The sequence below is a fragment of the Streptomyces rectiverticillatus genome, assembly GCF_013394065.1.
Lineage (GTDB): Bacteria > Actinomycetota > Actinomycetes > Streptomycetales > Streptomycetaceae > Streptomyces > Streptomyces rectiverticillatus.
The window spans coordinates 3,822,917-3,844,359 of the sequence record NZ_CP040752.1; the positions used below are offsets into that span (position 1 = coordinate 3,822,917).

Below are 21,443 nucleotides of genomic sequence, written 5' to 3' on the forward strand. Positions count from 1 at the left end.
GGGGCTCCGGCTCTCGCGGCGAAGCCTACTGCGACAGGGACGTACACCGTTGGGGCGCCCGTTCGGGTGTACGGCCGGGCGGGCCCCGCGCTATCCGATGACACCCCCGAAGGGACCCCCGTGGGCCATGCCCAGGAAGAAGCCGAAGGCGGACGCTCCCAGTCCGATGATCAGCAGGAAGCGCTCGCCCGTCGTGGCCGAGATGTACTGGCCGTACGCACCGGTGAGGATGCCGGCCAGCCCGCTCCACGAGCTGAGCAGGTGCAGGTTGTTGAAGGCCGAGGAGACGAAAGCGAGCACTCCGAGCACCAGCGTCACGGCGACGAAGGTGTTCTCGAGCGGATGCGGTTTTCCGTCGCTGTTGAGCACGGCATTGATCAAAGAACGGGGGCCGCGGGACTGGCGCACTGCCTGTGTCATGGGGCTACCTCCTCCTGAAGGCGACCGGCGCATTGTTGCGCCGGTCACATCCGGTTGCGTACAGATTGCGGGCCCGCGCGGCCGGATTTCAACCGGAAGCCGGAGTGCGGGTACTCTGTACGGTCTGCACCGGTGTCTGCCCAGACCAGCTTCGGTCCTCTGGGGCAACCCAGGGACTTTCCGCTGATTGTCAGTGTCGGCCGATACCGTTGTTCACGCATCACGACCCTCCTGCCACGGAACGACCGTGGCCGCTGAGTCCAAAGGAGGTGGGTTCCACATGCGTCACTACGAGGTGATGGTCATCCTCGACCCCGATCTCGAGGAGCGCGCTGTCTCCCCGCTGATCGAGAACTTCCTCTCCGTCGTCCGTGAGGGCAACGGAAAGGTCGAGAAGGTCGACACCTGGGGCCGTCGTCGTCTCGCGTACGAGATCAAGAAGAAGCCCGAGGGCATCTACTCGGTCATCGACCTGCAGGCCACGCCTGCGGTCGTCAAGGAGCTCGACCGCCAGATGAACCTGAACGAGTCGGTCCTCCGGACCAAGGTCCTCCGTCCCGAGACCCACTGAACCCCAGCGGTTCAGAGGTAATCGGGCTGTAGCTCAACGAGTAGCAAGCAGCCAGCAGCACACCCGCCGAGAGGTTCACCCATGGCAGGCGAGACCGTCATCACGGTCGTCGGCAATCTCGTCGACGACCCCGAGCTGCGCTTCACCCCGTCCGGTGCGGCGGTCGCGAAGTTCCGCGTCGCGTCCACTCCCCGCACCTTCGACCGCCAGACCAACGAGTGGAAGGACGGCGAGAGCCTCTTCCTCACGTGCTCGGTGTGGCGTCAGGCGGCGGAGAACGTCGCCGAGTCGCTCCAGCGCGGCATGCGCGTCATCGTGCAGGGCCGTCTGAAGCAGCGGTCCTACGAGGACCGCGAGGGCGTCAAGCGCACGGTCTACGAGCTCGACGTCGAAGAGGTCGGCGCCAGCCTGAAGAACGCCACGGCGAAGGTCACCAAGACCGCGGGTCGCGGTGGCCAGGGTGGCTACGGCGGTGGCCAGCAGCAGGGCGGCTGGGGCGGTGGCCCCGGCGGTCAGCAGCAGGGCGGCGGCGGTGCTCCCGCCGACGACCCCTGGGCCACCAGCGCACCGTCCGGCGGCCAGCAGGGCGGCGGCGGAGGCGGCTGGGGCGGCGGCCCCGGCAACTCCGGCGGCTACTCGGACGAGCCGCCCTTCTAAGGGCGAGCAGCACACAAACTTCTTGATCACACAGGAGAGAGACAATGGCGAAGCCCCCGCCGCGCAAGCCTAAGAAGAAGGTCTGCGCTTTCTGCAAGGACAAGACCGCTTACGTGGACTACAAGGACACGAACATGCTGCGGAAGTTCATTTCCGACCGCGGCAAGATCCGTGCCCGTCGCGTGACCGGCAACTGCACCCAGCACCAGCGTGACGTCGCCACGGCTGTGAAGAACAGCCGTGAGATGGCGCTGCTGCCCTACACGTCGTCCGCGCGATAAGGGAAGGGTGACCGACTAATGAAGATCATCCTCACCCACGAGGTCTCCGGCCTCGGCACCGCCGGTGACGTCGTCGACGTCAAGGACGGCTACGCCCGCAACTACCTGGTCCCGCGCGGTTTCGCGATCCGCTGGACCAAGGGTGGCGAGCAGGACGTCGCTCAGATCCGCCGCGGTCGCAAGATCCGTGAGATCGCCACGATCGAGCAGGCCAACGAGATCAAGGGTCAGCTCGAGGGCCTCAAGGTCCGTCTGGCCACCCGCTCCGGCGAGGCCGGCCGCCTGTTCGGCTCCGTGACCCAGGCCGACGTCGCTGCGGCGATCAAGGCTGCCGGTGGCCCGGACGTCGACAAGCGCCGCGTCGAGGTGGGCTCGCCCATCAAGACCCTGGGCGCCCACCAGGTCTCCGTGCGTCTGCACGCCGACGTCGTTGCCAAGCTCGGCATCGAGGTCGTCGCTGCCTGATCACCCACCGGTGATCGGTAGAGCCTGAAGGAGGGCCGCACCCCTGTGGGGGTGCGGCCCTCCTGCCGTTCGCATCACCTTTCGGGACCTTTCGAGGGTGCGTTTCTTCGTTCGGGGATACGTGTTCGGGGATACGTTTCTTCAGCGGGTCGCCCCGGTGACGATCCAGCGCCCCGACCGCGCCCGCATCCACAGGGTCGCCATCCGGGCCGCCATCATCAGCGTCATCGCCCACCACAGGGCCGTCAGACCGCCTCCGAGCACGGGGACGAGCAGGGCCGCAGGGGCGAAGACGGCGAGGACCAGCAGCATGGCCCGGGCGAGGTAGGTGCCGTCTCCGGCCCCCATCAGCACCCCGTCCAGGACGAAGACCACGCCTGCAACGGGCTGGCAGAGGGCCACCACCAGCAGGGCCGGCAGCAGCGTGTCCCGTACGGTGCCGTCGGAGGTGAACAGGGGGATGAACAGCGGCCGGGAGGCCACCACCAGCACCCCCAGCACCGCGCCCGAGACGACGCCCCACTGCACCATGCGCCGGCAGGCGGCCCGGGCGCCCTCCGTATCCCCCGCGCCCAGGTAGCGCCCGATGATCGCCTGTCCGGCGATGGCTATGGCGTCCAGCGCGAAGGCCAGCAGGGTCCACAGCGTGAGCACGATCTGGTGGGCGGCGATCTGGGCGTCGCCGAGCCGGGCCGCCACGGCCGTGGCGATCATGAGGACGGCGCGCAGCGAGAGCGTACGGACCAGGAGCGGCACGCCGGCCTGGGCGCAGGCCCGGATGCCCGCCGCGTCGGGCCGCAGGGAGGCGCCGTGGCGCCGGGCGCCGCGGAGGACCACGGCGAGATAGGCGGCGGTCATGGCCCACTGGGCGATGACCGTGCCCCAGGCGGAGCCGGCGATGCCGAGGTCCGCGCCGTAGACGAGCCCGGCGTTGAGGGCGGCGTTGAGGGCGAAGCCCCCGATGGCCACGGCCAGCGGCGTGCGGGTGTCCTGCAGGCCGCGCAGGACGCCGGTGGCGGCGAGGACGATCAGCATGGCGGGGATGCCGAGGGCACTGATCCGCAGGTATGTCGTGGCGTACGGGGCGGCGGTCGGGGAGGCGCCGAAGAGCTCGACGACCGCGGGGGCTGTGGGCAGGACGGCCGCCACGAGGGCCGCGCCGAGGAGCGCGGCGAGCCATATGCCGTCCATGCCCTGGCGTATCGCGGCCCGCAGGTCGCCCGCGCCCACGCGCCGGGAGACCGCCGCGGTGGTGGCGTAGGCGAGGAAGACGAAGATGCTGACGGCCGTGGTGAGCAGGGCGGCGGCTATGCCGAGCCCGGCGAGCTGCGGGGTGCCGAGGTGGCCGACGATGGCGCTGTCGGCCATGAGGAAGAGGGGCTCCGCGACGAGTGCGCCGAAGGCGGGCACGGCCAGCGCGACGATCTCGCGGTCGTGCCGGCGGGCGGTGACGGGGGCGCGCTCGGGGGCCTGGGTCATCCCTCCAACCTAATCTTCCACAGGTAATTGGTGCAACTATCATGGGACCCTTACATTGAGTCGCTCGGTCCGATCTTCTCTGCGCCGTTTGTCGCGATCTCCGGCGGACGGGGAAAGTTTTTCTCCTCAACAGCCGGTGGATGGCGAAACCGCAGGTCAGAGGCGTGGGCCCGGGGAGGCTGTGTGTTTGTCCACAGCGGTTTCCCCCGCCTCGTGCACAGGATGCGCGGACTTCTCCACAGGATGGGGCCCGTCATCCACACGGCCTGTGGATAACCAGATTGGCTGACGGTGCCCGCGGGCCTACCGTGGACCGGCGGCCGACGCCTGTTCCGGCCCCGACGGACCTGACGGGACCGCCCTGAACTCGACGCGCCGGAACCGGAGTCGGGCGGGCTGTTTGTCAGAGCCGTGCCGTAAGAAAGAACAGCACGGCAAGGTCCGCTCCGCGGACGGGAGGAGGTGGCGGGATGAGCATCCCCGAGCCCATGGACGACCCCTGGGCGGATGCAGGTCCCGGCGACCGCCTCCCCGTATCCCGTCCCCGCCGCGGCGACGGCCCCTCCCGCGGCGAGCGCCACGACCGCGGCGCGGAGGACGGCTCCTGGTCGCAGGGCGGCGGACAGGGCCAGCAGGGCGCCGCGGCCTTCGAGCGCGTGCCTCCCCAGGACCTGGACGCCGAACAGTCCGTCCTCGGCGGCATGCTGCTGTCCAAGGACGCCATCGCCGACGTCGTCGAGGTCCTCAAGGGCCACGACTTCTACCGCCCGGCGCACGAGACGATCTATCAGGCCATCCTCGACCTCTACGCCAAGGGCGAGCCGGCCGACCCGATCACCGTCGCCGCCGAGCTCACCAAGCGCGGCGAGATCACCCGCGTCGGCGGTGCGCCCTACCTGCACTCCCTGGTCCAGACGGTCCCCACCGCGGCCAACGCCGAGTACTACGCCGAGATCGTCCACGAGCGCGCCGTGCTGCGCCGCCTCGTCGAGGCCGGCACGCGCATCACCCAGATGGGATACGCCGCCGACGGCGACGTCGACGACATCGTCAACAAGGCCCAGGCCGAGGTCTACGCCGTCACCGAGCAGCGCACCAGCGAGGACTACCTCCCCCTGGGCGACATCATGGAGGGCGCGCTCGACGAGATCGAGGCGATCGGCTCGCGCAGCGGCGAGATGACCGGCGTCCCGACGGGCTTCACCGACCTGGACTCCCTCACGAACGGCCTGCACCCCGGCCAGATGATCGTCATCGCGGCCCGTCCCGCCATGGGTAAGTCCACCCTCGCGCTGGACTTCGCCCGCGCCTGCTCGATCAAGCACAACATGCCGAGCGTGATCTTCTCGCTCGAAATGGGCCGCAACGAGATCGCGATGCGCCTGCTGTCCGCCGAGGCGCGCGTGGCCCTGCACCACATGCGCTCCGGCTCGATGACGGACGAGGACTGGACGCGCCTCGCCCGCCGGATGCCCGACGTCTCCGCCGCCCCGCTCTTCATCGACGACTCCCCGAACCTGTCGATGATGGAGATCCGCGCCAAGTGCCGCCGTCTGAAGCAGCGCAGCGGCATCAAGCTCGTGATCATCGACTATCTGCAGCTGATGCAGGCCGGCGGCGCCAAGCGTGCCGAGAGCCGCCAGCAGGAGGTCTCGGACATGTCCCGAAACCTCAAGCTGCTGGCCAAGGAGCTGGAGCTGCCGGTCATCGCGCTCTCGCAGCTGAACCGTGGCCCCGAGCAGCGTACGGACAAGAAGCCGATGGTCTCCGACCTGCGTGAGTCCGGCTCCATCGAGCAGGACGCCGACATGGTCATCCTGCTCCACCGCGAGGACGCCTACGAGAAGGAGTCGCCCCGCGCGGGCGAGGCGGACATCATCGTCGGCAAGCACCGTAACGGCCCGACGGCCACGATCACGGTGGCCTTCCAGGGCCACTACTCGCGCTTCGTGGACATGGCGCAGACGTGATCCGGTCTCTTGTAGGGTCTCGGATTTCACGGCACAGTCTCAGCTTCGATGGCACATCGGTGGCACTTATGCCGTCTTCGTGAGACTCGCTGGTGTCCCGTCGCACTGAAGCTGTCGGATTCCCACTCGTTCTCGTTGGCGGTGGCGGATTCTCATCGCGTCGCGTGCCGAGCGGCTGTCCTGTCGCACGGCAGATGGCGGATTCTCACGCGGTCTCATCCGTGTTGTCGGATTCGCAGTGCCTCGCGTGCCGGGCATGGTCTTTGCCTCGTTCGGGTGGTTCGGTCTCACGCCGTAGGCTGCGTTCTCATCGTTCCTGTCACGGTCGTTTGCAGCAGGTACGCGAGGGCCGGAGGGGCCGATGGACATGTTCGACGGAGTCCGACGGCGGTAGCGAACCGGACGTGGCTCGCCCGGACGATGAACCGACCGCGGTTCCAGACCGCGGCTCCCGCCGCTGACGGCCGGCCGTCAGCGGCGGGTCTCGATCCGCAGGTCGCCGGTGGTCACCCGGCGGATGGGCTCGCTCGCCAGCAGCTCGTGCGGCTGGCCGAGGTCGATCGCGCCCGCCGCGTCGAGCCGGGCCAGCTGGGTGCCCGTCAGCTCGACCGTCAGAGCGCCCAGGTTGTCCTCCAACTGGGCGGGGGTGCGGGCGCCGAGCAGCGTGCTCGTCACGCCCGGCTTCCGCAGCGTCCAGGCCAGCGCCACCTGGGCCGGGGTGTGCCCCAGCTCCCCGGCCAACTCCCGGACCACTCCGGCCACGCCGAGGCTTCGTTCGGTGAGGGTGCCCAGGGCGAGGTTGTGGCTCCGACGGGTGCTCCCGTCGGGGCCGGCGCCCGTCGCGCCTACGTCCTGCCGGCTGTACTTGCCGCTGAGCACCCCGCCGCCGAGCGGCGAGTACGGGACCACGCCCAGGCCCAGCTCCAGGGCCATCGGGATCAAGTCGCGCTCCGCGGTGCGTTCGATCAGGCTGTACTCGACCTGCAGCGCGACCAGCGGAGACCAGCCACGCAGGTCGGCGATCGCCTGCATCCGGGACACCTGCCAGGCCGGGGTGTTGGAGATCGCCACGTACAGCACCTTGCCCTGCCGGACCAGGTCGTCCAGGCCGCGTAGCACCTCCTCCACCGGCGTCCGGAAGTCCCAGACGTGCAGGTACAGCAGGTCGAGGTAGTCGGTGCCCAACCGCCGCAGGCTGCCCTCCACCGAGCCGAACAGCGCCTTGCGGTGCCCGCCCCCGGAGTTCGGGTCGCCGGGGCGGCGCAGGGTCGAGTACTTGGTGGCCAGCACCAGGCGTTCGCGCTCCTCGTGGGCGAACTCGCCGAGCAGGCGCTCGGAGCTGCCCTCGGTGTAGGTGTCGGCGGTGTCGAGGAGGTTGCCGCCGAGCCCGACGTAGCGGTCGAACAGCTTGCGGGCCTCGGCCCGTTCGGCGCCCCACCCCCATTCGGTGCCGAAGGTCGCGGTGCCCAGGGCCAGCGGTGAAACCCGCAGTCCCGAGCGGCCCAGCAGCCGGTAGTCGTCCAATGCCAGTGCCATCAGGTCCTCCTGTGCTCGCGTGTGCTCGCGTTCCGTTGCCGGGACCGAGTCTGCGGCGGCGGCCGTCCCCGGATAAGGGAGGGAACTTCCTGGGAAGGCCGGTCCCACCCTGGCGGTTGGACCGGTCATGACGACACGAACCGTGGACACCACCGAGGAACTGGCCGCCTTCCTGCGCAGTAGGCGCGAACGGTTGGACCCGGAGCGGCTGGGCCTGCCCGCGCACCGGCGGGCCCGGCGGACGCCCGGACTGCGCCGAGAGGAGGTCGCCGAACTGGCCGGAGTCAGCACCGACTACGTGGTCCGGCTGGAGCAGGGCCGTGGACTGCGGCCCTCGGCGGAGGTGCTGGCGGCGCTGGCCCGGGCCCTGTGCCTGGAACCGGGCGAACGTGACTACCTGTTCGACCTGGCCGGACACCGCCGCCCCGGCACCACCGGTGGGCCGTCCGCCGGCGCGGCGCCGTCGCTGGCCCGCCTGGTCGGTGACCTCTCGCCGCTGCCCGCCGTACTGATGGACCACCGCTACGACCTGCTGGCATGGAACCCCGAAATGGCCCGGCTTCTACCGGACTTCGACGCCGTGCCGCCGGAGCGGCGCAATGCCATGTGGCTCTGCCTGCTGCACCCGCCGATGCGCGGCTTCTACGCCGACCGCGAGTCCGCGCTGCGCGACGGTGTCGCCCACCTGCGCGCGGCCTGGGCCGCCCACCCGCAGGACCGGGCACTGGCCGGCCTGGTCGCCGAATTCATCGCACAGGACGAGGATTTCGCGCGCCTGTGGGCCGAGCGGGAGGTCCGCGTGAACGGCCGCGGCCGCAAGCTGCTGCGGCACCCGGCTGTCGGGGCGATCGCCGTCGATTTCGAGGTCCTGCTCCCGCTGGAGGACCCGGAGCTGCGGCTGCTGGTCTACCGCGCCGCGGACCAGGAGAGCCTCGCATCCCTGGACCGGCTGTGCGCGCGGTGACGGTCGCCCGGGACTCTGGCCACCCGGCGCTTCAGCGAACAGCCGGCGACAGGGAGAACGGGCACCCGTACATCGGCGTCAGATGTCAAGATGGCAACGACCGCCGAGCTCAGGTGACGGTTCGCGCGGATCTGCACCAGCCTCGGCCCGGCAGGACCCGCTCCACCAGAACGTCTACACAGCTCGCGCGTTCCAGACGCCCAGCGGGCCAGGTTCCTCCTGAAGGTCCTGCGACGACTCGGCTCGCAGCCCACCCCCGAATTCCGCAGAAGCCAGGTGCACTGAGATTCCCACGCCGAGCGTTCTCACTCGACATGGCAACCCCGCAGCTCAGCACAAGATCCACAGACAAACCCAACGCAACAGGACAAGCGCATCGCGGTCCTGGCCGTCCGCACAATCGTGCTGAGGATGTGTCACGCCTCGTGAGACTGGGCCGTGTGCCATCGCCGTGAGACAGCTTGAAAGCCGCTGGTCAGAATCTCGGCCTGTGCCACGGGCCGCGAGACCCTACACTCTGATCAGCCTCTGAGCAGCCTCTGATCAGAGGCTGATGAGTCGTTGATGAGTCGCTGATCAGGCCGGCCGGCCGAAATGCCGGTGACCGTGCGGACTGCCCTGGTTAGGGTGCGGTCATGATCGATGCCCCGTACGAAGACGCCGGGCTGCTGCCCGCCACCCGCCGTGCTCTGCTCCACCGGCTCGCCACCGGTCAGTCCCAGGGGCGCGCGCCCTCCATGGTGGGGGCGGTGATGCGGGAGGGGGACCTGGTGTGGAGCTCCGGCCGTGGCGAACTGCCCGGAGGGGCGCGGTCCGAGGACGTCCAGTACCGCATCGGTTCGATCACCAAGACCTTCGTCGCCGTGCTGGTGATGCGGCTGCGCGACGAGGGGCTGCTGAAGCTGGACGACCGGCTCGGCACGCACCTCGACACCCCGGCGGGCGGTGACGCGACCATCGCCCAGCTCCTGTCGCACACCGCGGGGCTCGCGGCGGAGGCGCGCGGGCCGTGGTGGGAGCGCACGGACGGCACGCTGCGCCCCGAGCTCGACGACATCTTCGGCGACCGCCCCCGGCGCCACACCCCGGGGCGGCTGCACCACTACTCCAATCCCGGCTACGCGCTGCTCGGCGCCCTGGTCGAGCGGATCCGCGGGGAGAGCTGGTACGACGTGCTGCGCCGCGAGGTGCTCGCACCGCTCGGCATGGAGCGCACGACCCTCGCGCCCGCTGCGCCCCACGCGGACGGCTGGGCCGTGCACCCCTGGGCGGACGTCCTTCTCCCGGAGCCCGCGGTAGACACCGGGCGGATGGCACCCGCCGGCCAGCTCTGGTCCACGACCGCCGACCTGTGCCGCTTCGCGGCGTTCCTGACAGACGGGGACGAGCGGGTGCTGTCCGCGGCGACGCTCGCCGAGATGCGGACGCCGGAGGGCGGCGCGCAGGCGCCGGGGCAGTCCGGCTACGGACTCGGCCTGCAGGTGATCCAGCGGGACGGCCGGACGCTCGTGGGCCACATGGGCACCATGCCGGGCTTCGTGGCGATGCTGATCACGAGCCCGCAGGACGGGATCGCGGGCGTCGTCCTGGCCAACCGCACCTCCTGCTTCGAGGTCTGGAGCGTCGCGGTGGACCTGCTGACGACGGTCGCCGAGCTCGAACCGCGGATTCCCGCGCCCTGGACCCCCCTCTCCGAGGTGGAGGACGGGCACCTGGAGCTGACCGGTTCCTGGTACTGGGGTGCGGCGCCGTTCACGCTGCGGCTGTGCGCCGGCGGGGCGCTGGAGCTGTCGCCGCTGGGCTCGGGCGGGCGCGGCTCGCGCTTCCGCCTGGAGGAGGACGGCACCTGGACGGGGCTCGACGACTACTACGCGGGGGAGACGCTGACCGCGGTCCGGACGGCGGAGGGCGTGGTCAGCCACCTCGACCTCGGCACGTTCGTCTTCACCCGTGAGCCGTACGAGGCGGGGGGCGCGGTACCGGGAGGCGTGGACGCGGGCGGCTGGCGGACGGCTGAAGGCAGCCCCGCCAGGGTGCCGGCCGAGTAATCGGATTGTCCGTCCGGTCCTGTGGACGACGGTCGGCGCGGGACCGGGTACGGACGTAGGGTCAGGGGGAGATTGGCGAGCGCCGGACACGCGGCGCGACACCCGGAAGGCACTGGCACCGTGACTGCGAACACCGCACCGGACCTGCTCGACCTCGCGCCGCTGGGCGCCGGTCACTTCGCGCGCATCGAGGACAAGATCGCGGCACTGATGCGGACGCGCGAGACCGTCGTCACGATGCAGGGCGAGGCGCTGCTGCCGCTGGAGGCCGCGATCCGCTCGGCCGTCCGGCCCGGCAGCACCGCGCTCAACATCATCACCGGCCCGTACGGCGAGACGTTCGGCGGCTGGCTACGCTCCTGCGGCGCCGAGGTGGTCACCGTCTCCGCGCCGTTCAGCGGTGCGGTCGGGGCCGACCAGGTCGCCGAGGCCCTGCGTGCGAATCCCGCGATCGACTTCGTCAGCCTGGTGCACGCCGAGGCGGCCACGGGCAACACCAACCCCGTGGCCGAGATCGGCGAGGTCGTGCGCGCGCACGGCGCGCTGCTGATGCTGGATGCGGTCGCGTCCGTCGCCGCCGAGCCGCTCCTCACCGACGAGTGGGGTGTCGACCTGTGTGTCATCGGCGGGCAGAAGGCGATGGCCGGTCCGGCCGGCGTCTCCGTGGTCTCGGTCAGCGCCCGTGCCTGGGAGCGCATCGCCGCCAACGAGCAGGCGCCGCGCCGCTCGTACCTCTCCCTGCTCGACTGGAAGGAGCGCTGGATCGACGGCGGTCGCACAGCGCTGCCCCACGCGCCCGCCCAGCTGGAGATGCTGGCTCTGGAGCAGGCCGCCGACCGCATCGCGGAGGACGGCCCGGAGGCCGTCATGGCCCGCCACCGCGCCGCTGCCGCCGCCACGCGCGCAGGAGCACGGGCTTTGGGCGGCGGCCTGTCCCCGTACGTCGTGCGTGACGAGGACGCGGCCCCCGTCGCGACCACCCTGCGCGCCCCCGGTGGCAAGGACGCCCGCGACGTGGTGGCGGCCGCCCTGGCCGCCGATGCCTCGGTGCCGGTGCAGGCGGCGGCCGGCCCGCTCGCCAAGGAGATGATCCGCGTCAACCACTACGGCCTGGATGCGGACCGCGAGGTCGTCCTGGCCTCGCTGGCGGCGCTCGGCGAGGGGCTGCGTGCACTGGGCGCACCGGTTGCGGACGAGACGGAGGCGCTGGAGGCGGCGGGGAAGGCGTGGGATGCGGTGATCCCCGGCTGACCTCTCGCCGGTCCCGTGAGGCCGCCGTCGGTGCTTTCCGCACCGGCGGCGGCTTTTTCTTTACGGCGAGCCTGTCTTAGCCCGCCCTGCGAACTTTGCTGACTTTGCCCCGGTATGGCGCGTCAGCGCCTCGCTCACACGCCCGGATAAAATCGGAATCCACAACCCGTTTTGATTCCCGGCCCCGGAGGGACGCGCGCATGGCAGAACACAGGAATCCGTCTGTGCCTGCGCAGGGATCCGCTTCCCTCCGTTCGGATGCCCGCCGCAACCGCGCGCTGGTCCTTCAAGCGGCCCGATCCGCCTTCGCAGAAGCCGGGTTGGGGGTGCCGCTCGGCGAGATCGCGCGCCGCGCCGGGGTCGGCACCGGCACCGTCTACCGTCATTTCCCGTCCAAAACAGCCCTGTTCAGGGCGACCATCGCCGACCGGGTCAGGCTTTTCACCGACACAGCACGGGAGTTGGCGCATTCGGACGACCCCGGTGGGGTGTTCTACCGCTACCTTTCCGCGGTCATACGGCTGACCGTGCGGAACAAGGGGCTGTGCGACGCACTGGAAGGGCTGGGGAGCCGTTTCGACCCCTCGCCCGGCGTCGAAACGGACTTCCGCGAGGCGCTCGCCGCCCTGCTGCACCGCGCCCAACAGGCCGACGCCGTACGGAAAGACGTGACCATCGAGGACGTGATGGCCCTGCTCATGGGCTGCCTGTCGATGGAGCAGCGGCGCGGCCCGGGGGTCGCGCCGGGGAGGATGACCGCGCTGGCGTGCGACAGCCTCCGCCCCGGGCGCGGTGTAACGAAACTACCGCCCAATCCCCCCGTCTCCCGTAACGAAACCGGATGCGCTGTGTGCGACGGGCCGGTGCCGTCCGCCCGTACGGGCCGGCCCGCCCGGTACTGCGGTGCGGCCTGCCGGCAGAAGGCGCACCGGGAGCGGGCCCGCGCCCGTACCGCCACCGGCGGTCCGGGGCCGGTAGGCGATTCACCGGTAGGCGATTCAGAGGTGGTACTTGAAGCCGAGGTGTGAGGCCTCGAAGCCCAGCCGCTCGTAGAAGCGGTGGGCGTCCACGCGCGTGGCGTCGGAGGTGAGCTGGGCCATCCGGCAACCCGCGCTGCGCGCGGCGTCGAGGGCCCACTCGACGAGCAGGCTGCCCAGGCCGCTGCCGCGCGCGTCGCTGTGCACGCGGACGCCCTCGATGAGCCCGCGCGTCATGCCGGCGCGGGACAGCCCCGGTACGACGGTGAGCTGGAGCGTGCCGACGACGCGGCCGTCGTGCACGGCGACCACCAGCTGCTGATGCGGGTCGGCGGCCACGCGGTCGAAGGCCGTGCGATACGGGGCGAGGTCACCGGAGGCCTCGCGCCCCGCCCCGATGGGGTCGTCGGCGAGCAGCGCCACGATGGCGGGCACGTCGCCGGCGGTGGCGGGACGGATCTTGGTGTCACGGATCTCGATGTCGCTCATGACCGGACCCTACGGCGGGGCCCGGATTCTGCTGCGTGTACGGATCCGTTGTGAGGGCTACGACACTGCGGCGAGGCTTACGACACCTGCGGCGAGGGCTTACGACTGCGGCGAGGGCTTACGACACCGGCGCGAGCGATTCCACCGCCGCGACGAGCGGAGCCAGCTCCTCGCGCTTGGATGCCTCCCGGAGGGCCTCGCGCAGCGCGGTGTCGTTGGTCGGGCGGGCCTCTCCGAGGAGGGCGAGGCCCGCCTCCGTGACGTCGGTGTAGATGCCGCGACGGTCGGTGAGGCAGAGGTAGCGGGTCAGCAGGCCGCGGTCCTCCAGGCGGTTGACCAGGCGCGTCGTCGCGCTCTGGCTGAGCACGACGGCCTCGGCGACCTCGTTCATGCGCAGGTGGCCGCCCTCGCCGTTGTGCTGCCTGCTGAGCACGTCGAGCACGGAGAACTCGCGCACGCTCAGGCCGTGCGCCGCCTGCAGCGCCCGCTCGATGTGCGCCTCGATCCGGCCGTGCAGGGCGGACAGTGCGCACCAGCCTTGTGCCAGGCCGAGCAGAGCGGGGTCCGGGGTGCGGGACATGAGGCCCTCCTTCTGACCGCACATGCGTGTCGTCACGGGCCAGGATATCTCTGCATCGCAATAGCCCGCGCTTGCAAGTATCTGCGTATGCAATTATTGTCTACGCCGGTAAGGGTCGATCGCAACGATTTCGGGCCGGCCTCACCGCCCCCGATCTCTCCCCCCTCTCCCCCTCCCTCCCCTCCCTGAAGGACCCTCGTCATGCCCCTCGCACTGCTGGCGCTCGCCATCGGCGCCTTCGGTATCGGCACCACCGAATTCGTCACTTCGGGCCTGCTCCCGGAGGTCGCGGACGAGTTCGGCGTCTCCATTCCGACTGCTGGTTACCTGACGACCGGCTACGCGCTCGGCGTCGTGATCGGCGCCCCGATCCTGGCCGTCCTCGGCAGCCGGGTGCCGCGCAAGAAGATGCTCATGGCTTTGATGGGCCTGTTCGTCGCCGGCAACGTGCTCTCGGCGGCCGCCCCCGTCTTCGGAGTGATGCTGGCCGGGCGGATCGTCGCCTCGTTCGCGCACGGCGCGTTCTTCGGCATCGGCGCGATCGTGGCCGCAGGCCTGGTCGCCCCGCAGAAGAAGGCGGCCGCGATCGCGATGATGTTCACGGGGCTGACGGTGGCCAACGTGGTGGGCGTGCCGATGGGCACGATGGTCGGCCAGAGCGCCGGCTGGCGCGTCACGTTCTTCCTCATCGCCGGCCTGGGCGTGCTCGCCGTCCTCGGCATCGCCGCGCTCGTACCGCAGCAGCCCCGCCCCGAGCAGACCCGGATCAGCGGCGAGCTGGCCGCCTTCCGCAACCCCCAGGTCCTGCTCGCCATGGCGATGACGGTCCTCGGCTTCGGCGGCGTCTTCACCATGACCACTTACTTCACGCCGATGATGACCGACGCCGCGGGCTTCGCCTCGTCGTCCGTCACCTGGCTGCTCGCCCTGTTCGGCCTGGGCATGGTGGCGGGCAACCTCGTCGGCGGCCGCTTCGCCGACCGCGCGCTGATGCCCATGCTGCTGACGGCCCTGGGCGGCCTTGCGATCGCCCTCGCCCTGCTGCCGCTCGCCACGCACGACAAGATCGCCACGGCGGTCGTCGTCCCGCTGATCGGCGCGCTGGGCTTCGCCACCGTGCCGCCGCTGCAGAAGCGCGTCCTCGACCAGACCGCGGACGCACCCACCCTCGCCTCCGCCGTCAACATCGGCGCGTTCAACCTTGGCAACGCGATCGCGGCCTGGCTCGGCGGCCTCGTGATCTCCGCCGGCTTCGGCTACACGGCGCCCAACTGGGTCGGTGCGGCGATGGCCGCCTCCGCCCTCGCCCTGGCCCTCCTCTCGGCAGCACTGGAGCGGCGTACGGGCGCCCGGGGCGCGGCGGGTGCGCCGAGCGCGCGGGCCGGGCGCATCGTGGCACGGCCGGAGCGCGCCGCGACCGGGACCGGGGAACGCGCCGACCGGGAAGAGGCGGCGACGCGGAACTGAGCAGCGCCGGCGCGACCACCACGGCGGTACGTGCAGCGCCATAACGCGCTGCACGACCGCCCCAGCAGCACCACTAAGCACAACCGCACGGCTGCCCCCGTGGCACCTGCGCCACCACCACAACCCACGCCCCCACCACCACGCACATCCAGGAGTTCCCATGACCGCCCCCACCACCGCCCCCGCGAACACCCCCGCAGCCACCACCACCCCCGTCCTCCCCCTCACCACGGACGACGCAGACGCGCTCCTCGCCGCCGCCCGGCGCGCCGCGGACGAGCAGGACGTACGGGTCGCGGTCACCGTCCTCGACGCCGGCGGTCACCTGCTGGCCTTCCGCCGGGACGACCGGGCGGTGCTGATCGCGGGGGAGACGAGCACCCGCAAGGCGTTCACGGCGCTGCAGCTGGACGCGCCGACGGCCGACCTGGTCGACGCCGTCCAGCCCGGCGGCCCCTTCCACACCCTGCCGACCGCCCTCGACCGCCCGCTGCTCTTCATCGCCGGCGGCGTCCCGCTCCACCGCGACGGCCGGCTCGTCGGCGCGATCGGCGTGGGCGGCGGAGCGCCGGAGCAGGATCACGGCATCGCGCTGACCGCGATCGAGGCCGTCCTGGGCGGCTGACGGCTGACTCCACACGCGGCAGGACAGGTCCGGGCACCCGATCCTGATGCCGCGTTCCGGATATCGGATACGAGGGAGTATTCGTGTGTGCCCGGCGGCGGACCCGCATACGCTCGGGCATCGTGAGCAGACTGCATTTGTTCGACATGGACGGGACCCTGATGCACGGGTCCGCGGCGGCGATCGAGATATCCCGGCAGCTCGGGGTCGAGCGGGAGATCGCCGAGCTGGAACGAGCATTCGCGGCCCGCGAACTCGAACCGCCGCGCTTCGCCGAACTCGCCTGCGCGCTGTGGCGGGAACTCACCGAGGAACAGGTCGCCGCGGCTTTCGACGGCGCGCCCTGGCTGGCAGGAATACGTGACGTGTGGGCGGAGATCCGGGCCCGCGGCGAGCGCTGCGCGGTGATCTCGCTGTCCCCGGGATTCTTTGTCGAACGCCTGCTGACCTGGGGCGCCGATGCGGCGCACGGCTCGCGCTGGCCCACGGTGCCCTTCCGGGACCCGGTGGACCCGGCGGGCATCCTCGACGCCGGGGCGAAGGTGCGGATCGCGGACGGGCTCTGCGCGGAATTCGGCCTGACCCGTGCCGACTGCGTGGCCTACGGGGACTCGATGTCGGACGCGCTGCTCTTCTCCGCGGTTCCGGTCTCCGTGGCGGTGAACGCCGACCACCACGTACGGGATATCGCCGTGCACTCCTATGCGGGACGGGACCTCAGGGAGGCGTACGAACTCGTCGGCTCCGGCCGGTAGCCCGCCCGTAGTCGATAGTCCGTTGCCGATTCCGTAACCGTGAAGCCCGCGTCTACCAAAGGGGGTTGTCCCGCTCATGCCGAACGGTAGGGTCAACTCCCGTTCGCGGGACGCGGCTTGTCCCCGGGTTGGGGGAATCGGCTCAGCCTAGCCTCAACTGGGGCCCTGTCACTCGCACTTCCCGCGATTTGCGCGAGGCGACGCAGAAGATGGCATGCTGCGCAGCCTGGAACAGCGACCCATGAGCAGAGCGGGGAATTGCGAACACTTTCCGGCTAGGACGGAAGTGCGAGGACGGACCGAGAGATGTTCGAGGCGAGACGATGAAGGACGCTCCGACCAGGTCGGCCGACGGCGGCGCGCACGGCAGAGGGAGTGACCGGGGCTGGTTCACCCCGACGCAGCCACCGGATGGAGACAGGGCCCGCGACGGGCACGGCAGGCCACCGGAAGGCGGGACGGAGGCGGAGGCCGCACGGCCGGCGCCCCGGCCGGGCAAGTGGGTGGCGGTGCGGTCGGTGGAGCAGCCGAAGCCCCGGACACAAGCTCAGCCACCACCCCGGCCGCAAGCCCAGCAGCAACCGCAGCCACAAGCCCAGCAGCAACCCCGGCCGCAAACCCAGCAGCAACCGCAGCCACAAGCCAGGCCACAGCCCCAGCCGCACAGGTACGAGCCGCCGCACACATACGAGCCGCCGCTCGGGTTCGAAGCGCCCCACTCGTACGAGACGCCCCACGCCTACGAACACCAGCGCCCGGCCGAACTGCCACCCGACAGGGGATCCCGCCCCGCCTGGGAGCCCGTTCCCCTCCCCGCCGCCCCGGCCCCGGCCCCCGCCGCACCCCCCGCTCCCACGCCCACGCCCGCGGCCCCCGCCGCCCCCGCGCCCGAAGCGGCGCAATCCCCCGACGCCCTGCTGATCCGCCGCACCATGGCGGAGATCGAGCCCGTGGCCGACAAGGCGACCTCGTACTTCTACGCGCTGCTGTTCATACAGCACCCCGATCTGCGCGCCCTCTTCCCCGCTGCCATGGACACCCAGCGCGACCGGCTCTTCCGGGCGCTGCTGACCGCCGCCCAGCACGCGGACGACTCCGCCACGCTCACCACCTACCTCTCCCGGCTGGGCCGCGGGCACCGGAAGTACGGCACCCTGCCCGAGCACTACCCGGCGGTCGGCGAGTGCCTGATCGCCGCCCTCAGCCGCTATGCGCCGGCCACCTGGAACGGGCACACCGAAGCGGCCTGGGTCCGCGTCTACACGGCGATCTCCCAGATCATGATCGACGCCGCCGCGGAGGACGAACGGCGGTCGCCCGCCTGGTGGCAGGCCGAGATCGTCAACCACGAGCTGCGCACGCCGGACATCGCCGTCGTGACCGTACGGCCCGACCAGCCCTACCCCTTCGTCGCGGGCCAGTACACGAACCTGGAGACCCCCTGGTGGCCGCGTGTGTGGCGGCCGTACTCCTTCTCCGCCGCGCCCCGCCCGGACGGGCTGCTCTCCTTCCACGTGAAGGCCGTGCCCGCCGGCTGGGTGTCCGGCGCACTCGTCCACCGCGCCCGCCCGGGTGACGTCCTGCGGCTCGGTCCCCCCACCGGTTCCATGATTGTGGACCACAGCACTGACAACGGCCTGTTGTGCCTGGGCGGTGGTACGGGCATCGCGCCGATCAAGGCGCTGGTCGAGGACGTCGCCGAGCACGGGCGCTGCCGCCCGGTCGAGGTCTTCTACGGTGCGCGCCACGCCGGCGACCTCTACGACATCGACACCATGCTGCAGCTGCAGCGGGCGCACAACTGGCTCTCGGTCCGGCCGGTCGTGTCCGACGGCCCCACCCGCGGACTGAGCGGTCAACTGCCCGCCATCGTGCGCCAGTACGGGCCCTGGCCCGCGTACGACGCCTACCTCTCCGGGCCGCCCGGAATGATCCGCAGCGGTGTGGACACCTTGAAGGGCATCGGCATCCCTTCCCACCGCATACGACACGACACGATCGACGGCCTCATGGCGGCCACGCCGGGCTGATCCGAGCCGCGCGTCAGGGCGAGAGAACCTCACCCCGGGCGGGCGCCCGGCGCATCACCCCAGGTCGTCCGCCAGCAGCGCCCGTACGCCCTCGATGTTCGCGTCGAGGTAGGCGCGCAGTGACGGGGGCACCAGCTCCACCGAGGCGATCCCCTCGCGGGTGAACGGGATCCGCACCACCTCGTACGTCCCGCGCGGCTCGTCCACCTCGGGGCCGTGGCGCTGCGAGAGGTCCATGGACGCGAGCCGGCAGACGAAGAAGTGCTGCACCTTCACGCCGTGGGCGGCGTGGTGGAGTGAGTGGGAGACGGTGTCGACGAAGGCGGGGACGACGTCGAAGACCTTGGCGCCGAGCTCCTCGTCGACCTCGCGGTGGAGCGCGGCGACCACGGTGCTGTCCTCCGGCTCCATGCCGCCGCCCGGGGTGATCCAGTACGGTGCCTCGCCGGGCTTGGTGCGCTTGATCAGGACCATCTCGAAGGCGGCGTGGGGGCCGGGGTCGCCCCCGCTGTCGAGCAGGATGGCACGTGCGGTGCGCTTGACCACTGGACGTTCGGTCATAGGGGACATCTGCCGCGCGGGACGGCCGGTGAAACCCTGGCGGCAACCCTTTCTCACCAGGAAACGGCGGCGCGCAGGAGCCACTCGTGTGCCCGTGCGAGGTGCGGGTGGGCCAGCGTTCCGGTTCGTACGACGAGGAAATAGGTGCGCAGCGGGGGGACCGGCGGGTCGAGGAGGGCCACGAGCTCCCCGGTGTCGAGGGCGTCCGCGCACAGGTAGCGGGGCAGCACGCCGAGCCCGGCGCCCGCGATGACGCAGGAGAGGACGGCGCGCAGGTCGGGGGCGATGACGCTGCCGGAGGCGACGGGCTCGGTGTCGAAGACGGCGCTCCAGTAGCGCGTGACGAGCGGCAGGGTCTCGTGGACCTCGACCACGGGCAGGTGTTCCAGGGCCCCGACGCCCTTGTCGCGCACGACGGCCGGGCCGCCCAGGCGGGCCGCCCAGCGCGGCGCCGCGACGAGCACGTGCTCCTCGTCGCAGAGCGGGGTGGCGGTCAGGAGGCGTCCGCGCGGGCGCGAGGTGGTGATGGCGAGGTCGTGGTGGCCGGCGGCGAGGCTCTCGAAGAGGTCGTCCGCGGCTCCGTGGGCGGCGCGCACGGCCAGGCCCCGGGCGATGAGGGGAGCGAGAGCCGGGAGCGCGCGCAGGTCGGTGAACTCCGGGGGCCCGGCGAGGTGGAGGGTCCGGTTCCGGGATCCCTCGTCGTCCATGCCGGCTTCGGTGATCTCCAGCAGGGCGTCGACGTGCGGCGCGATCTTGTGGGCGAGCTCCTCGCCGGTGGTGGTGGGGCGCACCCCGCGGGCCAGGCGCAGGAAGAGGGGGCGGCCCAACTGCGTCTCCAGCGTGCGGATCTGGCTGGTGACGGCGGGCTGCGACAGGCCGAGCAGGGCCGCGGCCCGGGTGAAGGACCCGGCCCGGTGCACCGTGACGAACGTGCGCAACAGGGCCAGATCCATGCTGTCTCCCTGACTCGGTGCCTCCCGGCCGTAGGGGAACTATAAATAAGTCGATAGGGCTGTGTCGCCGGTGTGATTGGACACTGACGCAGAGTCAACTAGCCTGGACCGGGTGGTCATTCGTGCGTGGTTCGTGCGTCCGGCCACGACGGCTCGAGTCAAGAGGGGGGAGACTCGAGCCGTCCTTACGGGCGGGCCGCGCCGTCGAGCGCCGCGAGGACGTCCGCGACGAGATCCTCGGTGTCCTCGACGCCCACCGAGAAGCGGATGAATCCCTCCGGCACGGCGTCGCCTCCCCACCGCCCGCGCCGCTCGGCCGTGGAGCGCACGCCGCCGAAGCTGGTCGCCTCGTCGACGATGCGCAGTCCGGCCAGGAAGCGCTCGGCATGCGCCCGGTCCGGCAGCACGAAGGAGACCACGCAGCCGAAACGCCCGCCGCGCATCTGCCGCCGGGCGAGGTCGTGGGCGGGGTCGGAGGGCAGCCCGGGGTGGCGCAGCCCGGTCACGTCGGGCCGGTCGCGCAGGGCCTCGGCGAGTGCGAGCGCACCGGCCGCCTGCCGGTCCACGCGCAGCTGCAGCGTCGCCAGGGAGCGGTGGGCCAGCCAGGCCTCCATGGGGCCGGGGATCGCGCCGGCGACCTTGCGCCAGTTGCGCACGGCCGCGGTGAGCCGTGGGTCGCGTGCTGCCACGTAGCCCAGGAGGAGATCGCCGTGGCCGGTGAGGGCCTTGGTGCCGCTGGCCACGGAGAAGTCCGCGCCCAGCTCCAGGGGGCGCTGGCCGAGCGGTGTGGCGAGGGTGTTGTCGACCGCGACGAGCGCGCCGCGGCGGTGGGCGGCGTCGGCGAGGCGGCGGATGTCGCACACGTCGAGGCCCGGGTTGGAGGGTGATTCGATCCACAGCAGGCGGGCGCCTTCCAGCGCCGCGAGCTGGGCGTCCCCGGCGGTCGGAGCGGTGCGCACGGCGATGCCGAACGCCTCCAGGCGCTCGCGCAGCGCGGGCAGCAGCTGATACCCGTCCGAGGGCAGGACCGCCGTGTCGCCGGGCCGCAGCTGCGAGAGGAACACGGCGGAGATCGCGGCCATCCCGGAGGGGAAGGTGACGGCCTCCGCCGCCGGGCCGGGGTCGCCGGGGGCCTCCAGCGCGGCGATCGCCGTCTCCAGGGCGACCCATGTGGGGTTGGCCTCGCGCCCGTAGGTGTACGGGCCGGAGACCTCGCCCGGCAGGTGGTAGTGGGCGGCGAAGGCCGGGCCGGGGAGCGCGGGCTCGTTCGCCCGCGGCTCCGGCAGGCCCGCCCGTACGGCCCGGGTGCCGTCTCCCGTCATGCGCGGACCTCCTCGGTCGTTGTCGGCTCTTCTTCAGCCCCT

The 21,443-nt window shown here is 71.4% G+C and carries 21 protein-coding genes; 13 read left to right on the top strand and 8 right to left on the bottom strand.

Annotation, left to right across the window (positions count from 1 at the left end; genetic code table 11):
• Positions 1–90 precede the first annotated feature (90 nt).
• Positions 91–420, bottom strand: coding sequence for a hypothetical protein (locus tag FGW37_RS16530; RefSeq protein ID WP_179081750.1), 330 nt, complete (start codon positions 418–420; stop codon positions 91–93).
• 280 nt (positions 421–700) lie between these two features.
• Between FGW37_RS16530 and rpsF the strand changes: the two genes are divergently transcribed.
• The 4 genes from rpsF to rplI all read left to right on the top strand — a co-directional run bounded on the left by rpsF (position 701) and on the right by rplI (position 2,394).
• Positions 701–991: a 30S ribosomal protein S6 gene (gene rpsF, locus FGW37_RS16535; protein ID WP_030366820.1), complete on the top strand. Its 291-nt coding sequence runs from the start codon at positions 701–703 to the stop codon at positions 989–991.
• Between the two features lie 81 nt (positions 992–1,072).
• Complete coding sequence (locus FGW37_RS16540; protein WP_179081751.1) at positions 1,073–1,648, top strand: single-stranded DNA-binding protein; 576 nt, start codon at positions 1,073–1,075, stop codon at positions 1,646–1,648.
• Between the two features lie 44 nt (positions 1,649–1,692).
• Positions 1,693–1,929: a 30S ribosomal protein S18 gene (gene rpsR / locus FGW37_RS16545; protein WP_004950692.1), complete on the top strand. Its 237-nt coding sequence runs from the start codon at positions 1,693–1,695 to the stop codon at positions 1,927–1,929.
• An 18-nt stretch (positions 1,930–1,947) separates the two neighbouring features.
• Positions 1,948–2,394, top strand: a complete 447-nt coding sequence (gene rplI / locus FGW37_RS16550) for a 50S ribosomal protein L9 (RefSeq protein WP_179081752.1) — start codon at positions 1,948–1,950, stop codon at positions 2,392–2,394.
• Between the two features lie 141 nt (positions 2,395–2,535).
• Here the strand turns inward: rplI and FGW37_RS16555 are convergent, their stop codons facing one another.
• Positions 2,536–3,873 carry an MATE family efflux transporter gene (locus tag FGW37_RS16555; protein ID WP_179081753.1) on the bottom strand — a complete coding sequence of 446 codons (1,338 nt, stop codon included), beginning with the start codon at positions 3,871–3,873 and terminating at the stop codon, positions 2,536–2,538.
• A 470-nt stretch (positions 3,874–4,343) separates the two neighbouring features.
• On the opposite strand from FGW37_RS16555, the gene dnaB reads away from it, so the two are divergent.
• Entirely contained in the window at positions 4,344–5,843 is a 1,500-nt protein-coding gene (gene dnaB / locus FGW37_RS16560) for a replicative DNA helicase (RefSeq protein WP_173864797.1), read from the top strand.
• Positions 5,844–6,314: 471 nt separating this feature from the next.
• Here the strand turns inward: dnaB and FGW37_RS16565 are convergent, their stop codons facing one another.
• Complete coding sequence (locus FGW37_RS16565) at positions 6,315–7,379, bottom strand: aldo/keto reductase (RefSeq protein ID WP_179081754.1); 1,065 nt, start codon at positions 7,377–7,379, stop codon at positions 6,315–6,317.
• A gap of 127 nt (positions 7,380–7,506) precedes the next feature.
• Here FGW37_RS16565 and FGW37_RS16570 point away from each other — a divergent pair, with 127 nt between their 5' ends.
• From FGW37_RS16570 to FGW37_RS16585, 4 genes are all read left to right on the top strand, one after another.
• Positions 7,507–8,343 (top strand): helix-turn-helix domain-containing protein, encoded by an 837-nt coding sequence (locus FGW37_RS16570; RefSeq protein WP_179081755.1) that lies wholly within the window; start codon positions 7,507–7,509, stop codon positions 8,341–8,343.
• A 635-nt stretch (positions 8,344–8,978) separates the two neighbouring features.
• Positions 8,979–10,391 carry a serine hydrolase domain-containing protein gene (locus FGW37_RS16575; RefSeq protein ID WP_179081756.1) on the top strand — a complete coding sequence of 471 codons (1,413 nt, stop codon included), beginning with the start codon at positions 8,979–8,981 and terminating at the stop codon, positions 10,389–10,391.
• A gap of 120 nt (positions 10,392–10,511) precedes the next feature.
• Positions 10,512–11,642 (top strand): pyridoxal-phosphate-dependent aminotransferase family protein, encoded by a 1,131-nt coding sequence (locus tag FGW37_RS16580; protein ID WP_179081757.1) that lies wholly within the window; start codon positions 10,512–10,514, stop codon positions 11,640–11,642.
• 200 nt (positions 11,643–11,842) lie between these two features.
• Positions 11,843–12,670: a TetR/AcrR family transcriptional regulator gene (locus FGW37_RS16585; RefSeq protein ID WP_179081758.1), complete on the top strand. Its 828-nt coding sequence runs from the start codon at positions 11,843–11,845 to the stop codon at positions 12,668–12,670.
• Here FGW37_RS16585 and FGW37_RS16590 read toward each other — a convergent pair.
• Both FGW37_RS16590 and FGW37_RS16595 read right to left on the bottom strand, forming a co-directional pair.
• Positions 12,641–13,093, bottom strand: coding sequence for a GNAT family N-acetyltransferase (locus tag FGW37_RS16590; protein WP_179084733.1), 453 nt, complete (start codon positions 13,091–13,093; stop codon positions 12,641–12,643). The genes FGW37_RS16585 and FGW37_RS16590 overlap by 30 nt on opposite strands.
• A gap of 133 nt (positions 13,094–13,226) precedes the next feature.
• Positions 13,227–13,688 (bottom strand): MarR family winged helix-turn-helix transcriptional regulator, encoded by a 462-nt coding sequence (locus tag FGW37_RS16595; RefSeq protein ID WP_179081759.1) that lies wholly within the window; start codon positions 13,686–13,688, stop codon positions 13,227–13,229.
• A 201-nt stretch (positions 13,689–13,889) separates the two neighbouring features.
• Between FGW37_RS16595 and FGW37_RS16600 the strand changes: the two genes are divergently transcribed.
• From FGW37_RS16600 to FGW37_RS34155, 4 genes are all read left to right on the top strand, one after another.
• Positions 13,890–15,155 (top strand): MFS transporter, encoded by a 1,266-nt coding sequence (locus tag FGW37_RS16600; RefSeq protein ID WP_179081760.1) that lies wholly within the window; start codon positions 13,890–13,892, stop codon positions 15,153–15,155.
• A 160-nt stretch (positions 15,156–15,315) separates the two neighbouring features.
• Entirely contained in the window at positions 15,316–15,780 is a 465-nt protein-coding gene (locus FGW37_RS16605) for a GlcG/HbpS family heme-binding protein (RefSeq protein WP_179081761.1), read from the top strand.
• A 122-nt stretch (positions 15,781–15,902) separates the two neighbouring features.
• A complete protein-coding gene (locus FGW37_RS16610; RefSeq protein ID WP_179081762.1) occupies positions 15,903–16,535 on the top strand; it encodes an HAD family hydrolase in 633 nt (210 codons plus the stop codon).
• Between the two features lie 932 nt (positions 16,536–17,467).
• Positions 17,468–18,565, top strand: coding sequence for a globin domain-containing protein (locus FGW37_RS34155; RefSeq protein WP_425506543.1), 1,098 nt, complete (start codon positions 17,468–17,470; stop codon positions 18,563–18,565).
• A gap of 54 nt (positions 18,566–18,619) precedes the next feature.
• Here the strand turns inward: FGW37_RS34155 and FGW37_RS16620 are convergent, their stop codons facing one another.
• The 3 genes from FGW37_RS16620 to FGW37_RS16630 all read right to left on the bottom strand — a co-directional run bounded on the left by FGW37_RS16620 (position 18,620) and on the right by FGW37_RS16630 (position 21,401).
• Positions 18,620–19,126, bottom strand: coding sequence for an NUDIX domain-containing protein (locus FGW37_RS16620; protein ID WP_179081764.1), 507 nt, complete (start codon positions 19,124–19,126; stop codon positions 18,620–18,622).
• A gap of 53 nt (positions 19,127–19,179) precedes the next feature.
• Positions 19,180–20,079, bottom strand: coding sequence for a LysR family transcriptional regulator (locus FGW37_RS16625; RefSeq protein ID WP_179081765.1), 900 nt, complete (start codon positions 20,077–20,079; stop codon positions 19,180–19,182).
• 185 nt (positions 20,080–20,264) lie between these two features.
• Entirely contained in the window at positions 20,265–21,401 is a 1,137-nt protein-coding gene (locus FGW37_RS16630) for a cystathionine gamma-lyase (RefSeq protein WP_179081766.1), read from the bottom strand.
• Positions 21,402–21,443: the final 42 nt, after the last annotated feature.

Excerpts from the sequence above, each read along its gene's own strand:
- FGW37_RS16595 (WP_179081759.1), bottom strand. The coding sequence starts at position 13,688 with ATGTCCCGCACCCCGGACCCCGCTCTGCTCGGCCTGGCACAAGGCTGG.
- FGW37_RS16620 (WP_179081764.1), bottom strand. The coding sequence starts at position 19,126 with ATGACCGAACGTCCAGTGGTCAAGCGCACCGCACGTGCCATCCTGCTC.
- FGW37_RS16630 (WP_179081766.1), bottom strand. The coding sequence starts at position 21,401 with ATGACGGGAGACGGCACCCGGGCCGTACGGGCGGGCCTGCCGGAGCCG.
- dnaB (WP_173864797.1), top strand. The coding sequence starts at position 4,344 with ATGAGCATCCCCGAGCCCATGGACGACCCCTGGGCGGATGCAGGTCCC.
- FGW37_RS16530 (WP_179081750.1), bottom strand. The coding sequence starts at position 420 with ATGACACAGGCAGTGCGCCAGTCCCGCGGCCCCCGTTCTTTGATCAAT.
- FGW37_RS16625 (WP_179081765.1), bottom strand. The coding sequence starts at position 20,079 with ATGGATCTGGCCCTGTTGCGCACGTTCGTCACGGTGCACCGGGCCGGG.
- FGW37_RS16600 (WP_179081760.1), top strand. The coding sequence starts at position 13,890 with ATGCCCCTCGCACTGCTGGCGCTCGCCATCGGCGCCTTCGGTATCGGC.
- rpsF (WP_030366820.1), top strand. The coding sequence starts at position 701 with ATGCGTCACTACGAGGTGATGGTCATCCTCGACCCCGATCTCGAGGAG.
- FGW37_RS16605 (WP_179081761.1), top strand. The coding sequence starts at position 15,316 with ATGACCGCCCCCACCACCGCCCCCGCGAACACCCCCGCAGCCACCACC.
- rpsR (WP_004950692.1), top strand. The coding sequence starts at position 1,693 with ATGGCGAAGCCCCCGCCGCGCAAGCCTAAGAAGAAGGTCTGCGCTTTC.
- FGW37_RS16570 (WP_179081755.1), top strand. The coding sequence starts at position 7,507 with ATGACGACACGAACCGTGGACACCACCGAGGAACTGGCCGCCTTCCTG.
- rplI (WP_179081752.1), top strand. The coding sequence starts at position 1,948 with ATGAAGATCATCCTCACCCACGAGGTCTCCGGCCTCGGCACCGCCGGT.
- FGW37_RS16565 (WP_179081754.1), bottom strand. The coding sequence starts at position 7,379 with ATGGCACTGGCATTGGACGACTACCGGCTGCTGGGCCGCTCGGGACTG.
- FGW37_RS16555 (WP_179081753.1), bottom strand. The coding sequence starts at position 3,873 with ATGACCCAGGCCCCCGAGCGCGCCCCCGTCACCGCCCGCCGGCACGAC.
- FGW37_RS16575 (WP_179081756.1), top strand. The coding sequence starts at position 8,979 with ATGATCGATGCCCCGTACGAAGACGCCGGGCTGCTGCCCGCCACCCGC.
- FGW37_RS34155 (WP_425506543.1), top strand. The coding sequence starts at position 17,468 with ATGGCGGAGATCGAGCCCGTGGCCGACAAGGCGACCTCGTACTTCTAC.
- FGW37_RS16540 (WP_179081751.1), top strand. The coding sequence starts at position 1,073 with ATGGCAGGCGAGACCGTCATCACGGTCGTCGGCAATCTCGTCGACGAC.
- FGW37_RS16585 (WP_179081758.1), top strand. The coding sequence starts at position 11,843 with ATGGCAGAACACAGGAATCCGTCTGTGCCTGCGCAGGGATCCGCTTCC.